This is a genomic window from Flaviaestuariibacter terrae, from assembly GCF_054777635.1.
Map to the genome: position 1 here is coordinate 563,961 of NZ_BAAHAL010000006.1, position 14,277 is coordinate 578,237.

Consider the following 14,277-nt stretch of genomic DNA (forward strand, 5'->3'; position numbering starts at 1 on the left):
AAGAGGTGCCTAAACCTAAACGTCTGCTAATCGGAAAGGCTTAGGAGTTTACTATTTGTGGATGAGTGTTGACAGGTTTTGTTTACCTTGATCTTACCTATGACCACGAGCCCCGAAACCATCCAGGCCATGCTCTCCGAGCTGGCAATCGAACGAAGCAACCTGCTCCGTTACGATCCCTATGGCGAACGCCTCGAGGTGATCAATCGCCTCATTTACCGGATCCGCGTTGTCCTGCTTGCGAACGAAGTGGTCGTCCCTCCCGACCTGCAGCAACACCCGGATATCATCCGTTTGCGCGATAAGGTCCGGCGCGACACCGGCCAGACTTCCTGACGAGATTAATACCTTTTCGTGGGAAAGTCCCGGAGCTGAGATGCTGCGAGCCGGAGGAGCGCTGAAAAGCGAAAACCCTTTCGGAGAAAGGGTTTCGGCTGTTGTGCCCGAGGCCGGAATCGAACCGGCACATTATTGCTAATGGCAGATTTTGAGTCTGCTGCGTCTACCAGTTTCGCCACTCGGGCAGGGCGGCAATATTACAACTTTTGGCCTAACTGGCTGGCGAGGCGCTGCAGGTATTTTTTGCGGTAGTAGTACTCTTTTACCTGCAACAGCTCTTTTTCGGAAGTAACACCTTCCTGATAATGTTCCATAGTTTTTGCAACAGGCGCATAGATCTCGTTTTTCCAGGTTTGCAATTGTGCTTGCAGCGCAAGCCGTGCATGCTCGTCGGCACCGGCTTCGGCCACGCTTTCATTGAGCTCCATCATCTCCATCAGGAAGTCGGGGGCCAGCGCATACTTCTCGTCGGGCTGAAGCAGGCCTTTTTCCTGCAGCAAATATTTCAGGCGCTCGTCGTCGTCGCCAAGGGTTTTATAGGCCTTGTTCAACTGCGCAGACCGCTCAAGAACGTCTGCCTGTACCTTGCTTCCTTCCTGTGCGAAATAGTCGGGGTGATGCTGGCGCGACAGCTCGAAAAAGCGGCGGCGGAGCGTGTCCTTGTCGATCTGCAATTGCACCGGCATGCCGAAAAGCTCGAAATAATTCATCAGCACAAATTTACAGCCGGCAACGGCAGCGCCCTGTTAAATAGATCAGGAACCACAACCTGGCGGACCTTTATCCGGAAACGTTAGCTTTGCCGCGCTTGCTATGATTACAATCGGACTTATACGCGAAGGCAAAACCCCGGCCGATAACCGGGTGGCCCTGACGCCCACTCAATGCAAATGGATTGTCAGGAAGCACCCGGATGTGCGCGTGCTGGTGCAATCGGCACCCGGACGCTGCTTTTCGGATACCGAGTACCGCAAGGCGGGCATCGAGGTCGTGACCGACATCTCGCAGGCCGATATTCTCCTTGGCATCAAGGAAGTGCCGGTGTCCCAGCTCATTCCCGGAAAGACCTACCTGATCTTCTCCCACACCAAGAAAAAGCAACCCTATAACCGAAGGCTGCTGCAGGCCATCCTCGCAAGCAATATCCGCCTGATCGATTACGAATGCCTCCTTCACGACGATGGCCAACGCATTATCGGCTTTGGCTTCTTCGCCGGGATCGTGGGCGCGCACAACGGCATGATGGTGTATGGCAAGCGCACAGGCGCTTATTCGCTCGGGCGTGTGCACGAGCACCGCACGTTCCGCAAGCTGATGCACACTTACTTCGGGCTTTTCCTGCCGAATGTGAAAGTCGTCGTCACCGGCTCGGGGCGCGTGGCCCAGGGTGCGCTCGAGATCATGAACCTGATGCAGATCCGCGAGGTGGAAAAGGAAGAATTCCTCGAGCGCGAATTCTCGTACCCCGTGTATGTGCACCTGAAGGGCAGCGACCTTTATCGCCACAAGGGTGGCGCACAGTACCAGCGCAGCGGGTTTCACAGCAATCCATCCGATTACGAAAGCAGCTTTCTTCCGTATACCCACGCTGCCGATATCCTGATGAACGGTGTGTACTGGGATGCCAGTGTACCGCGGCTTTTCGAGGCCGAAGATGTGCGCCACCCCGACTTTCGCCTGCAGGTGATCGCCGACATCACCGATGATGCCGGCGGCTCCGTTCCCATCAACCTTGGCGACCAGAGCATCGAAGACCCTGTGTATGGCGTTGACCGGCAGACGTTGCAAAAAACGGCTCCCTATCTTCCCGGCTCAGTGGATGTGATGGCGGTCGGCAACCTGCCCAACGAGCTGCCCCGCGATGCTTCCCGGTATTTCGGCGAGCAGTTGTTCAAGTACGTGCTGCCCGACCTTTTGCGCGGGGGATCCGCCGTGATCGACCGCGCTACGATCGCCAGTGGCGGCGCGCTGACCGAACCGTATTCCTACCTGCAGGACTACGTATCGGGCGAGTAAGATCACAGGTACAAATAATAATCTTTCAGCAATTCCACGAACCGCGCTGTATAGCCCGAGCTATCGGCAATTGTGATGCTCCCGGTTTGCAGGCTGGCCGGATGACGCCCGACCGACAGCAGGAGTCGTGTCGCTTCCTGGCTGCCGGTTGGATGCACGTCAACAAGTTGCTGTAAAAAAAGTCCTTCCGCTTTCAGCAGGGCTTCCAGCTCTTTGCGGCGCTTAGCGGGCAGCAGGAGAAAGGCTGTTCCGGCCGGCGCAAGAAGGCGGCCGATGGCCCCGAATAGTTCCGTCCAGGTGAGTCCGTCGGCGTGGTGCGCGGTTCGCCTGCCCTTATCGGCCGACTCGATCTCCCGCTCGTAGAAGGGCGGGTTGGTAATGATGAAATCATAGTGGGGAAGCTGCAGCGTGCGGATATCTCCCGTAATAATACGGACATCGGCGAAGCCGGCCGCCGTGAGGTTTTCGGCGGCCTGCAGCGCGGCCTCCGTATCGATCTCTACGGCATCGATCTGCAGAGCGGATTTCTGCGCCAGCATTAGCGCCAGCAGGCCACTGCCGCTGCCGATGTCGAGGCAGGTTCCGGTTTTTCCTTCGAGCTGCTCCGCGCACCAGGCCCCGAAGAGGCAGGCGTCGGTAGTCACCTTCATGGCGCAGCGGTCGTGGCATACGGTGAATTGCTTGAAGCGGAAAAAGGGATTTGCCATATCAGTGCCATTCGGAGCGGGCCGTTGCCGAAACCGACAGGTCGGCCACCTGGCCGGCAAGCAGCTTGTAGTAGGCAGTGATGGCGATCATGCCCGCGTTGTCGGTGCAATATTGAAAGGCCGGGATGAAGGTGCGCCAGTCCTCCTGCTCGCCCATCGCGGTGAAGGCCGCGCGGAGACCGCTGTTGGCCGACACACCGCCGGCGATGCAAAGGTCGCTGATCCCTGTAGTCAGCGCCGCGCGGCGCATCTTCTGGAGCAGGATGCGGATGATGGTTGCCTGCAGCGAGGCACAGATATCGGCCAGGTTCTCTTCGACGAACGAAGGGTTCGCCGCTTTTTCTTTTTGAAGAAAATACAGCACCGAGGTCTTGAGCCCGCTGAAGCTGAAATTGAGACCCTCAACCTGCGGCTCCGCGAAGCGGAAGCGGGCCGGGTTGCCCTCCTTCGCGTATTTGTCGATCAGCGGGCCGCCGGGATACGGAAGCCCGAGCAGCTTGGCGGATTTATCAAAGGCCTCGCCGGCCGCGTCGTCGATCGTTTCGCCGAGCACCGTTAGTTGCGTGGGGCTGTCGGCCCGAACGATCTGCGTATGGCCGCCGCTGACGGTGAGGCAGAGGAATGGGAAGGAGGGACGCTCCTGGGGGATAAGGTTGGCCAGCACATGGGCCTGCATATGGTGAACGGCGATCAGCGGCTTATCGAGCGCCAGCGCCATCGATTTGGCAAATTGCGCGCCCACGAGCAGCGAGCCGATCAGCCCGGGCGCCTGCGTGAAGGCAATGGCGTCGAGATCGGCGGTCGTGATGCCGGCTTGTTTGAGGGCAATGTCGACCACCGGAACGATATGCTGCAGGTGCGCGCGGCTGGCGAGCTCCGGCACGACGCCGCCGTATTGCTCGTGCACCGTTTGGTTCGCAATATGATTGGAAAGGATCCGGCCGTCGCGGCACACCGCGGCCGACGTTTCGTCACAGGAAGATTCAATCGCTAGGAGCGTGGGCATACGCAAAATTAACTTCGAAACGTCATTGCGAGGTCGAAACGAAGTGAAGGCCTAAGCAATCGGCACCGGGAACAGTAGATTGCTTCGCTGCGCTCGCAATGACGGTCGCGCGCATCGTTACGACCGGATGGCAACAACCGGGTTGAGCTTGGCGGCGCGGAAGGCGGGAATGATGCCGGCGACGAGCCCCACGATAATGCAGATGCCGATGGCGATGAGCAGGAGCGAGGTCGGGATGAAGATCGGGAAGTCGAGCGCGTGGGTGACGAGCTGCGTGATGGCATACACGAGCAGGATCCCGATGGCGCCGCCGATGAGACAAAGGAAGGCCGACTCGAGCAGGAATTCGGCGAGGATCAGGTGGCTCTTGGCGCCGAGCGCTTTTTTGAGCCCGATCTGGCCGGTGCGCTCCTTTACTGTAACAAACATGATGTTGGCAACGCCGAACATGCCCACGATCAGCGAAAAGCCCGCGATGATCCAGCCACCGATGTTGACGCTGACAAAAGCGGCGCTGATGGCCGAACTGAAGTCGTTGATGTCGTTGAGCGCAAAGTCGTCTTCCTGGCGCGGGCTCAGGCGGTGCACAGCGCGCATTACCACGCGGAGGTCGTCTTTCAGCGCGCCGATGCTGACCCCTTCTTTTGCCTGCACCATCAGCAGCGGGTCGGAGTGGCGCTCGTCCATGACCGAACGGGCAAATCGATACGGCATCACGAGGCTCTGGTCGAAGTTCCAGCCACCGATCATGCTCTTTCCCTGCTTTTTGATAACGCCCACGATCAGGCACTTGCGGCCGCGGACATCGATCGTGTGGCCAACTGCGCGGTCGGCTTCCAGGAACAGTTTTTCGGCCACCTCGTGTCCCATTACCACGGTCGCAGTACCGCGGGCAAACTCGGCATCACTAAGCCCGCGCCCGCTTTCCACCTCGATGGACTGGATGACGGGGAAATCGTCGGTAACGCCGTAGAGCGTGACGTTGCTCAGCGAAAGCCCGCCGGCCTGTACATTGTCATTAACCTGGATCTTGAAGGAGCTGAAACCCGCTGAAGGCGTGCGTTGCTTGATAACGGCGAGGTCGGAGAATTTCGGGTCGGGACGCTTCACGTATTTCCACCAGGGATAGTCGGGGCCACCGCCGGCGGTGTAATCCCATTTGTCGATGTAGATGGTGTTGGAGCCGAGCGACTTGATCTCGTTCTGCAGGTTATGCTCGAGGCTCTGTACCGTAGCAAGAACGCCGACGATACAGAAGATGCCGATCGTGATACCGAACAGCGACAGGAAGGTGCGGAGCTTGTTTTTCAGCAACTCCTGCAGGGCCATCCGGAACGAGCTCCCGGCGATCTCGAGTATACGACGCATGAGGTAAAGATAGGGAAGTAAGGAAGTTGGAAGTGGGAAGTCGGAAGGGGCTTGCCGACGCAGCGTTAGCACCTCCCTTTTCAGTCGATGGAAATTTTTTGAAAAAACTTCACGCTTCGCAGTTCCGACTTCCTTACTTTTGTACCGGCAGGTCTTACACGGCCAGCTCCTGCTGAACTCCCCCAGGACCGGAAGGTAGCAAGGGTAGGCGGTTGTAGCGGTGCGATGTAAGTAGCCTGCCATTTTTTTTTGATCCCAGCCCGGGTTGTACCGGTCCCGATAAACTTACCCGAAGAGCTCCGAAAGGAGCTTTTTTCGTGCACGCTGGTGCCGCAGCACCGCAAACATCCTGCATCACAGGGCCGGGTCGCTTATCTTTGCGGCAAAATTCCCCTTCATGAAATTTTTTATCGATACGGCCGACCTGGCCCAGATCAAGGAGGCCAATGAGCTTGGTATTCTCGATGGAGTAACCACCAATCCTTCGCTGATGGCCAAAGTGGGCATCTCCGGCGAAGAGGCCGTACACAATCACTACAAGACCATCTGCGAAATGGTGGACGGCGATATTTCGGCGGAAGTGCTTTCGACCGACTTTGCCACCATCGTCGAAGAGGGCAAGAAGCTGGCAGCCATCCACCCCAATATCGTGGTGAAGGTTCCGATGATCAAAGACGGTATCAAGGCCATCAAGTATTTTTCGGATAACGGCATCCGCACCAACTGCACGCTGGTGTTCTCCGCCGGCCAGGCCATCCTCGCCGCAAAGGCAGGTGCCAGCTACGTATCGCCCTTCATCGGCCGCATCGACGACTCGGGTTGGGACGGTATGATCCTCATCGAGCAGATCGCCAACATCTACGCCGTTCAAGGTTATGAGACGGAGATCCTCGCTGCATCCATCCGGAGCGTGAACCATATCATCAAGGCCGCCGAGCTGGGCGCCGACGTAATCACCTCGCCGCTGGAGTCGATCCTGGGCCTGCTGAAGCATCCCCTCACCGACATTGGCCTTGCCAAGTTCCTGGAAGACGCGAAGAAGTTCCATTAAGCATAGTTCCTGCGAAAAATACAGAAGGCGGCCGGTGGCCGCCTTTTTTTCGCTGACCCACGCCCGGCATCATCTCTGTTTGCGGCGTGGCTTGTCGGCGGGGCTGCGGTTGATCACTTCCTCCTCGGTGGGCAATTTCGCGAAGCCGCGCTTGCGGATATAGATGATCGTTTCTTTCCAGCGCTTGGGATCCTCCCGGAGGGTCGCCCGTACTACTACGGAGTCGTGCTGGTAACTGCTGTCGATGAAAAGATCGTTGCCATGGAAGCGCCCGGTGTTGGCGCTGAAGATGACCCGGGTCGAATCGAGTGGGCGCCAGCTGCCGTCGCCCAGCTGCGCATCGACCGATATATAATTGTAGAAGCCCTTTTTTAAGCTGTCGGTATACAGGTTGAATTCAAAGTGCACGATCGGCTGCGAACGCCCTGCCTGGGCGGCCAGCAGGAGAAAAAGCAAGAGAATGAGGTTTTTCACGGTGGCAAAGTTCTATTTCAGGACGGTTCGGGGCTGTTATCGGTTGCCCAGTTAACAGAATTTTCCCAGCTTGCCCAAGTGACTTGCGCAGCGGGAAGTTGTTTCTCCCTTACTTTTGTTGCCGAATGACGAACAAAACGGTACATACCCACCTGCATCATACTTCCCCCGCGAGGTAGGCCGGTGTATTGTGCTGCAACGATAACAAGGGCTTACCGCGATGGTAGGCCTTTTTTAATGCAACCCGATGAACCTGAGAATTGCCATCCAGAAATCCGGCCGCCTGTCGGAAGACAGCCTGAAGCTGCTCAACGACTGCGGCATCGCCGTTAAGAGCGCCGGCGCGAAGCTCCGCAGCCAGGCGGAAAATTTTCCCGTGGAAGTCTACTTCCTCCGCGATGACGACATCCCGCAATACGTGCAGGACGGCGTTGCCGATATCGGCATCGTAGGCGAGAACGTGCTGTATGAGAAATGCAAGGACGTGGAGGTAGTGAAGCACCTCGGCTTCGGGCGTTGCCGCCTCGCGCTGGCGGTGCCCCGCAACAGCGTCTACGATTCGATCAATGCCCTCGAAGGCAAGAAGATTGCCACGAGCTATCCCTTCCTCGTGGAGTCCTACCTCCGCAAGCACCGTGTGGAAGCCGAGATCCACGAGATCAGCGGGTCGGTGGAGATCGCCCCTGGTATCGGCCTCGCCGATGCCGTTTGCGACCTCGTGAGCAGCGGCTCGACCCTCTTTATGAACGGCCTGCAGGAAGTGGAAACGATCCTGGAAAGCGAGGCGGTGCTGGTCAAAAACACGGCGCTCGATGAGGAAAAGGAAAAGATCCTCCGCAAGCTGCTGTTCCGCATCAGCTCCGTACAGACCGCCCGGAAGAACAAGTACATTCTCCTCAATGCGCCGAACGACGCGCTCGACGAGATCTTTTCGCTGCTGCCCGGCATGAAGAGTCCTACGGTGCTGCCACTGGCCGAAGAGGGCTGGAGCTCCGTGCACAGCGTGGTGCCGGAGGCCGAGTTCTGGGACAAGATCGAAGCGCTCAAGTATGCCGGTGCCCAGGGTATCCTCGTGGTGCCCATCGAGAAGATGATACTGTGAGAGATCTCAGATCTCGGATCTCGGATCTCGGATTTCAGATTTGAACGTGTGTTCAGTGAATTATAGAAAATGGAAATAATTACCTACCCGGAACGCAGCGCGTGGACCCGGATCGCAGAACGGCCTTATGCCGATAACAGCGCGCTGACCGCAACGGTGCAGCAACTGTTGGCTACGGTGCGGAATGACGGTGATGCGGCACTCCTGGACCTGGCGCGGCGCTTCGATGGCGCGGAGCTGCAAAGCCTCCTGGCGACACCCGTAGAAATACGGGAGGCGGAAAACCTGCTGCCCGCTGCCCTGAAAGAAGCAATCCGCGCTGCGTTCGCCAACATCGAAACGTTTCACCGCGGACAATTGAAAGAAGAGGCCGTGGTAGAAACGGCTCCCGGTATCCGCTGCTGGCGCAGGAGCGTGGGGATCGGCAAGGTCGGCCTGTACGTTCCCGGTGGAAGCGCCCCGCTCTTTTCCACGGTGCTGATGCTGGGTATTCCCGCCCGGATCGCGGGCTGCCGCGACGTGGTGCTCTGCACACCGCCCGCGAAAGACGGCAGCGTGCACCCCGCGATCCTGTTTGCAGCTTCCCTCTGCGGAATTCGAACGATCGTAAAGGCCGGTGGCGCCGGTGCCATTGCAGCACTTGCCTACGGAACGGCATCTGTGCCGAAGGTGGACAAGATCTTCGGGCCGGGCAACCAGTACGTAACCGCGGCCAAGCAGCTCGTGCAGCAGGAAGGCGTTGCGATCGACATGCCGGCGGGGCCCAGCGAGGTTTGCGTGCTGGCCGATGCGGCCGCCGATCCGGCGTTCATCGCTGCGGACCTTCTCTCGCAGGCCGAACACGGCCCCGACAGCCAGGTACTGCTGCTCACCGATTCGTCGGAACTCGCGTCGAAAACAGCCGCTGAGGTAGATCGCCAGCGCGCGCTGCTGCCCCGTGCCGGTATCGCCCAACAGGCACTCGCGAAAAGCCGTATCGTTGTGCTCCGGAGTATCGACGAAGCCCTCGAGCTGGCCAACGAGTATGCGGCCGAGCACCTTATCCTCCAATGCGCCGATTCCGAATCCGTTGCCATGCGGGTACAGAATGCGGGCTCGGTCTTTATCGGTGCCTGGTCGCCGGAAAGCGTGGGGGATTATGCCAGCGGCACGAACCATACACTCCCAACAAACGGCTACGCACGCGCCTACAGCGGCGTTAGTGTCGATTCCTTTGTAAAGAAGATCACGTTCCAGCAACTGACCCGCGAAGGGCTGGCCGGTATTGCGCAAACCGTTACCACCATGGCCGATGCGGAAGGTCTGCAAGCCCATGCCGAAGCGGTCCGCGTCCGGTTGCGTTAACTGTTAACAACAAACTTCAAACGACAAACTTCTTCTGAATGTTCGATCTCGATAAACTGGTTCGTCCCAACATCAAATCGCTGAAGCCGTATTCCTCGGCACGAAGCGAGTTCAGCGGCGTTGCCAGCGTCTTCCTCGACGCGAATGAAAACTCGTTCGGCTCGCCGCTTACGCAGTGGTACAACCGCTACCCCGATCCGCTGCAGTGGGAGCTGAAGCGGAAGATCGCCACGATCAAGAATGTGCCGGCCGAGAGCATGCTGCTCGGCAACGGCTCCGACGAATGCATCGACCTGCTGCTCCGCGCCTTCTGCGAGCCCGGTATCGACCGCATCCTCATCTGCCCGCCGACGTACGGCATGTACGAGGTATATGCCCGCATCAACAATGTTGGCGTCGACGAGGTGCCGCTGCGCCGGGAAGACTTCCAGCTGGATCTTGAAGGCATGGAGGGCGCCCTGACCGCCGCAACCAAGATCATCTTCCTGTGCTCGCCCAACAACCCCACGGGCAACAGCCTGTACCGCGAGGATATCGAGGTTATCCTGAATAATTTCGACGGGCTCGTGGTGGTGGATGAAGCCTATATCAACTACAGCCGCAACCGTTCCTTCCTTGGCGACCTTAAGGATTATCCCAACCTCGTGGTACTGCAAACCTTCTCGAAGGCCTGGGGCCTGGCGGCGCTGCGGCTGGGGATCACCTATGCATCGCCCGAAATCGTGGCGGTGCTCAACAAGATCAAGCCGCCCTACAACATCAACGCCGCCACGCAGGACATCGCGCTGAAGGCACTCGACAAGCTCGAGGATGTCAATGCGATGATCCGCGAAACGGTGCAGGAGCGGTCGGCGCTCATCGACGCTCTGGCCAGGGTGCCGGGCGTGCAGAAAATATTTCCGAGCGATGCCAACTTCCTGCTCGTGCGAATCGCCGATGCCACCCGGGTGTATGAATATCTCCGCGACCGTGGCATTATCGTACGCAACCGGAGCAACGTGCTGCTCTGCGACGATTGCCTCCGCATCACCGTCGGCACGCCGGGGCAGGACCAACAATTACTCAACGCCTTAAACGAATACCCGAATGCCTGACGCAAAGCCCAAGCGCTGCCTCTTCGTCGACCGCGACGGAACGATGATCCAGGAATTTCCGCCCACCTACCAGATCGATTCTTTTTCCAAGCTGGCTTTCTACCCGCAGGTCTTTCACTACCTCGGTCGCATTGCGCGCGAGTTCGATTATGTGCTCGTGCTGGTGAGCAACCAGGATGGCCTCGGCACCGATAAATTCCCGGAGGATGATTTCTGGCCCGTGCACAACCTCGTTATGGGAACCTTCGCCAACGAAGGGATCATCTTCGAGGAAGAACTGATCGACCGCAGCATGCCCGAAGACAATCTTCCCACCCGCAAGCCCGGCACGGGAATGTTCGGCAAGTACCTCAACAGCCCGGACTATGATATGGCCAACTCCTTCGTGATCGGCGACCGCGTGACCGATGTGCAGCTTGCCAAGAACCTGGGCTGCCGCGCGCTGTGGCTGAAAAACAACCCGACGCTCGGTGGCGCCGAGGTTAAAGACAACGGCGACGAGCTTGCCCGGGTGGTAGCCGTTGAGACCAAAGACTGGAAAGATATTTACGAATTCCTGCGGCGGCAGGAGCGGAGTGTGGAGCATGTTCGCAGCACCTCGGAAACGAAGATCGCGATCGACCTAAACCTGGACGGAAGCGGCAGCGCGGATATTCAGACGGGACTTTCTTTCTTCGATCATATGCTCGACCAGGTGGCGCGGCACGGCGGCATGGACCTTTCCATCCGCGTGCAGGGCGATCTCCACATCGACGAACACCATACCATCGAAGACACGGGCATCGCGCTCGGTGAGGCCTTTGCCAAAGCGCTTGGCAACAAGCGCGGTATCGAGCGCTACGGCTTTGCCCTGCCGATGGACGAGACCGAAGCCAAGGTGCTGCTCGACTTTGGCGGCCGCAACTGGATCGTTTGGAACAGCGTTTTCCGGCGCGAGAAAGTGGGCGACATGCCGACCGAAATGTTCTTTCACTTCTTCAAATCGTTTTCGGACGCCGCCAAATGCAACCTCAACATCGAGTGCCGCGGCGACAACGAGCACCACAAGATCGAAGCGATCTTCAAGGCCTTCGCAAAGGCCCTCAAAATGGCCGTCAAGAAGGATCCGCTGAAGGACTTCCTCCCCAGCACAAAAGGAACACTGTAAGGAATAACAAAAAACGCGGCACCATCGGGTGCCGCGTTTTTTCTTACTATATCCAATGTTCTCACCAGGTTTTCTCTCCTTTCTTCATCTTCTCGATGTTGGCCCGGAACGGCGCCTTTTGGGATTCGTCCACTTTAGCCATGGCTTTTTCTTCCCATTCAATAGCTTCCTTAGTGCGTCCAAGCTTATGAAGCAGGTTGGCGTACGTGTCGACGAAGTTGGGATCGTTCTCAGCCAGCGATTTCTTGCTCCATCCGAGCGCTTTTTCCAATTGCGCGCGGTCGGTTACGTGCTCGAAGAAGGCCCAGGCAATGTCGTTGAGCTCGACCGGCTTTGTGTCTGTCGCGGCGCCTAAATATTGGATTGCCGCCGGCGCATAATGGCTCCAGTCGCCGATGTTGCGGTAATGATACATCCGGGCCCGTTCGGCGAGATCTGTAACCACGGGTCCGAAGCGCGCCTTGAGGCTGTCGGTCGCCTGCTTGTAGCCGGGACCGAGCTTGGTCCGGTTGGCAATGGCCATCAGCTCGTTCATCAGTACGTCGGTAATGCGGTTTTTGGCGGCTCCCGGCTGACCCACAACGCTGTCGAAGCGCGCCTCGTTGCCTGCGATCAACGCGAAGGCGGGGTCGTTGACAGAGGAAGCCAGCATATCGGCGAGCTGGGCGGTCTTCAGTGTGAAGGCGCCGTTCTGGTAACGCATGTATTCGCGAAACAGGCTTCGGGCGAGATCAAGGTCGTAGGCTTCCGCGGCGCGCTGGGTGAGCGCTGTGATCGTTGCCTCATCGCGTGCGCCGGCATCGTAACGGGCCTTGAGCGTATAATAGCGCTGCGCTGAATCCAGTGCTGTGCGGGCATACCCGATGATCCGGGCGGCATCGCCGGCGCCGGCCACGCGGTGTACCGGGTTGCCGTCGGCGTCGAAAAAGAGGAGGGTCGGGAAGACGTTGATATGCATGTCGTGCATCATGCGGCCCGTAGTGGGATACCATTGCTTTACCCATTCATTGTCCTGGGCCGTGGTATCCAGCTGCATCTTCACGCTGATAAAATTCGCGTTGTATACTTTCCCCACCTCGTCTTTCGGAAATATCTCCGACGACAGGTAGCGGCAGGGGCCGCACCAGGTGGTATAAGCATCAACAAAAATGAGCTTGTGCTCGGCTTTTGCCTTTTGCAGCACCTCCTGCCAGCTGGCAGCGTGTGTAAATTCAATGCCGGTTTGTTGCGCGCCGGCAAAGAGGGGCAGAAGCAATCCGAAAAGCAATCGTTTCATATGTCGGGTGTTTCTCCGAATATACGAGCTTTCCCGAACGTTGCCCGTTACCGGTAGCCACCGGTTTTACCGGGCAAAGCTTCCATTCTTCAGCACCAGTAATACCTGCCTGATGGCCGAGATATCTTTTGTCGGGTCGCCTTGGACAACGAGTATGTCGGCAAGCAATCCCTTGCGGATGCGGCCGATGCGATCGGCCCAACCGAACACATCGGCGTTCACCGAAGTGGCGGACCGGAGCACAGCCAGCGGCTGCATCCCGTTGGCCTGCATCAGTTCCATCTCCCGCGCATTGTCGCCATGCGGATACACGCCCACATCGCCACCCATGCAGATCGTGACGCCGGCCCGCAACGCATCGGCGAAGGAGCGACGCTTGGCGGCCACGCGGGCCGGCTCCGGGCTGCTGCCGCGCTTCCAGCCGCCATAGACACTGACGGCGTCGCCCGCTGCGATCGTGGGGCACAGGGCGATCTTCGCGTTGCGCATCAGGACAAACGTTTCGTAAGACCCTTCATCGCCGTGCTCGATGGTTCGTACCCCGGCCCTGATGGCGCGGCGCATACCCGAATCCGTTGTGGCGTGGGCCACTACGGGGCGGCCCAGTGATGCAGCCAGCAGCACGGCAGCGCGCATTTCTTCCTCCGTCAGCGTCGGCACGGCCTCGCCATTGAGCCCGGCGCGGTAGTCGGCGTATACCTTGATCAGGTCGGCACCATGGGCGATCTGGGTGCGCACCTCGCGTTGCATTTCGGCAACGCCCGATACTTCGGCGGCGCCCTGCGGGAGGTCGATATCGGCATTGTTGTAGCTCGGGCCATAGGCCCCCTTCGCGACGATAGCGCGGGTAGCCACAATCATTCGCGGCCCGGGTACCACGCCTTTCTCGATGGCGCGCTTGAGGCCGGCATCGTCGTAACCGGCGCCTTCGGTGCCCAGGTCGCGCACGGTTGTGAAGCCCGCGGCCAGCGTGGCACGCGCATGGGCCACGGCCCTTGCCGTTCGCTCGGCGCGGCTTTCGCGGAGCACCTGGTCGTTCCAGCTGGTTTCGTTGTACGGGTGCAGGAACAGGTGCGAATGTCCCTCGATCAGCCCCGGCAGCAGCGTCGCGCCCGGAAGCTCGATGACGCGTGTATTGGCGGGAAGCTTGTACCGCATCGGGCCCGCATTCTCGATCCGCTCGCCGTGTACCAGTACCACCCAATCGGTATGCACCTCTTCGCCGTCGAAAACCCGGTCGGGCTTCAGCAGGTAGAACGAGTCGCTTTGGGCGATGGCAACTTGTGTCAGCAGGAGGGAGAGAAGCAGGGCAAGCGGTTTCATGAAGGGAAGTTAGGGATAGAATGTTGCCCG

14 protein-coding genes, 1 tRNA gene and 1 other RNA gene are annotated in these 14,277 nt (G+C 58.7%); 8 read left to right on the plus strand and 8 right to left on the minus strand.

Translation table 11 applies throughout. The features are described 5' to 3' along the window. The first annotated feature begins 99 nt into the window (after nucleotides 1–99). Nucleotides 100–336 carry a hypothetical protein gene (locus ACYU7Z_RS03145; protein ID WP_460567279.1) on the plus strand — a complete coding sequence of 79 codons (237 nt, stop codon included), beginning with the start codon at nucleotides 100–102 and terminating at the stop codon, nucleotides 334–336. Between the two features lie 104 nt (nucleotides 337–440). Here ACYU7Z_RS03145 and ACYU7Z_RS03150 read toward each other — a convergent pair. Both ACYU7Z_RS03150 and hscB read right to left on the minus strand, forming a co-directional pair. Further along, nucleotides 441–524 (minus strand) — tRNA-Leu (locus ACYU7Z_RS03150). A 12-nt stretch (nucleotides 525–536) separates the two neighbouring features. Further along, nucleotides 537–1,049, minus strand: coding sequence for a Fe-S protein assembly co-chaperone HscB (gene hscB, locus ACYU7Z_RS03155; protein ID WP_460567281.1), 513 nt, complete (start codon nucleotides 1,047–1,049; stop codon nucleotides 537–539). Nucleotides 1,050–1,152: 103 nt separating this feature from the next. Between hscB and ACYU7Z_RS03160 the strand changes: the two genes are divergently transcribed. Beyond that, on the plus strand, nucleotides 1,153–2,355 hold the full coding sequence (locus ACYU7Z_RS03160) for an NAD(P)-dependent oxidoreductase (RefSeq protein ID WP_460567283.1): 1,203 nt from the start codon (nucleotides 1,153–1,155) through the stop codon (nucleotides 2,353–2,355). A 2-nt stretch (nucleotides 2,356–2,357) separates the two neighbouring features. On the opposite strand, the gene ACYU7Z_RS03165 is transcribed toward ACYU7Z_RS03160, so the two are convergent. The 3 genes from ACYU7Z_RS03165 to ACYU7Z_RS03175 all read right to left on the minus strand — a co-directional run bounded on the left by ACYU7Z_RS03165 (nucleotide 2,358) and on the right by ACYU7Z_RS03175 (nucleotide 5,436). After that, on the minus strand, nucleotides 2,358–3,062 hold the full coding sequence (locus ACYU7Z_RS03165) for a tRNA1(Val) (adenine(37)-N6)-methyltransferase (protein WP_460567285.1): 705 nt from the start codon (nucleotides 3,060–3,062) through the stop codon (nucleotides 2,358–2,360). Between the two features lies 1 nt (nucleotide 3,063). Further along, nucleotides 3,064–4,068 (minus strand): tRNA (adenosine(37)-N6)-threonylcarbamoyltransferase complex transferase subunit TsaD, encoded by a 1,005-nt coding sequence (tsaD, locus tag ACYU7Z_RS03170; RefSeq protein WP_460567287.1) that lies wholly within the window; start codon nucleotides 4,066–4,068, stop codon nucleotides 3,064–3,066. A gap of 117 nt (nucleotides 4,069–4,185) precedes the next feature. Continuing rightward, nucleotides 4,186–5,436, minus strand: a complete 1,251-nt coding sequence (locus ACYU7Z_RS03175) for an ABC transporter permease (protein ID WP_460567289.1) — start codon at nucleotides 5,434–5,436, stop codon at nucleotides 4,186–4,188. A gap of 145 nt (nucleotides 5,437–5,581) precedes the next feature. Between ACYU7Z_RS03175 and ffs the strand changes: the two genes are divergently transcribed. Both ffs and fsa read left to right on the plus strand, forming a co-directional pair. Then, nucleotides 5,582–5,681, plus strand: an RNA gene (gene ffs / locus ACYU7Z_RS03180) — signal recognition particle sRNA small type. A 152-nt stretch (nucleotides 5,682–5,833) separates the two neighbouring features. Then, nucleotides 5,834–6,487: a transaldolase family protein gene (fsa, locus tag ACYU7Z_RS03185; RefSeq protein ID WP_460567291.1), complete on the plus strand. Its 654-nt coding sequence runs from the start codon at nucleotides 5,834–5,836 to the stop codon at nucleotides 6,485–6,487. A 69-nt stretch (nucleotides 6,488–6,556) separates the two neighbouring features. Here the strand turns inward: fsa and ACYU7Z_RS03190 are convergent, their stop codons facing one another. Beyond that, nucleotides 6,557–6,961: a hypothetical protein gene (locus tag ACYU7Z_RS03190; RefSeq protein ID WP_460567293.1), complete on the minus strand. Its 405-nt coding sequence runs from the start codon at nucleotides 6,959–6,961 to the stop codon at nucleotides 6,557–6,559. A gap of 247 nt (nucleotides 6,962–7,208) precedes the next feature. Between ACYU7Z_RS03190 and hisG the strand changes: the two genes are divergently transcribed. From hisG to hisB, 4 genes are all read left to right on the plus strand, one after another. Then, nucleotides 7,209–8,063 carry an ATP phosphoribosyltransferase gene (hisG, locus tag ACYU7Z_RS03195; protein ID WP_460567295.1) on the plus strand — a complete coding sequence of 285 codons (855 nt, stop codon included), beginning with the start codon at nucleotides 7,209–7,211 and terminating at the stop codon, nucleotides 8,061–8,063. Nucleotides 8,064–8,132: 69 nt separating this feature from the next. Next, the gene (gene hisD / locus ACYU7Z_RS03200) at nucleotides 8,133–9,407 is read left to right on the plus strand and encodes a histidinol dehydrogenase (RefSeq protein WP_460567297.1); all 1,275 of its coding nucleotides are present in this window, start codon (nucleotides 8,133–8,135) and stop codon (nucleotides 9,405–9,407) included. A 38-nt stretch (nucleotides 9,408–9,445) separates the two neighbouring features. Next, the gene (hisC, locus tag ACYU7Z_RS03205) at nucleotides 9,446–10,501 is read left to right on the plus strand and encodes a histidinol-phosphate transaminase (protein ID WP_460567299.1); all 1,056 of its coding nucleotides are present in this window, start codon (nucleotides 9,446–9,448) and stop codon (nucleotides 10,499–10,501) included. Further along, nucleotides 10,494–11,648: a bifunctional histidinol-phosphatase/imidazoleglycerol-phosphate dehydratase HisB gene (gene hisB / locus ACYU7Z_RS03210; RefSeq protein ID WP_460567301.1), complete on the plus strand. Its 1,155-nt coding sequence runs from the start codon at nucleotides 10,494–10,496 to the stop codon at nucleotides 11,646–11,648. The genes hisC and hisB overlap by 8 nt, the downstream gene beginning before the upstream one ends. Nucleotides 11,649–11,709: 61 nt before the next feature. Here hisB and ACYU7Z_RS03215 read toward each other — a convergent pair whose 3' ends face one another. After that, entirely contained in the window at nucleotides 11,710–12,924 is a 1,215-nt protein-coding gene (locus ACYU7Z_RS03215) for a thioredoxin family protein (RefSeq protein ID WP_460567303.1), read from the minus strand. Between the two features lie 66 nt (nucleotides 12,925–12,990). Next, nucleotides 12,991–14,247 (minus strand): metal-dependent hydrolase family protein, encoded by a 1,257-nt coding sequence (locus ACYU7Z_RS03220; RefSeq protein WP_460567305.1) that lies wholly within the window; start codon nucleotides 14,245–14,247, stop codon nucleotides 12,991–12,993. Nucleotides 14,248–14,277 lie beyond the last annotated feature (30 nt).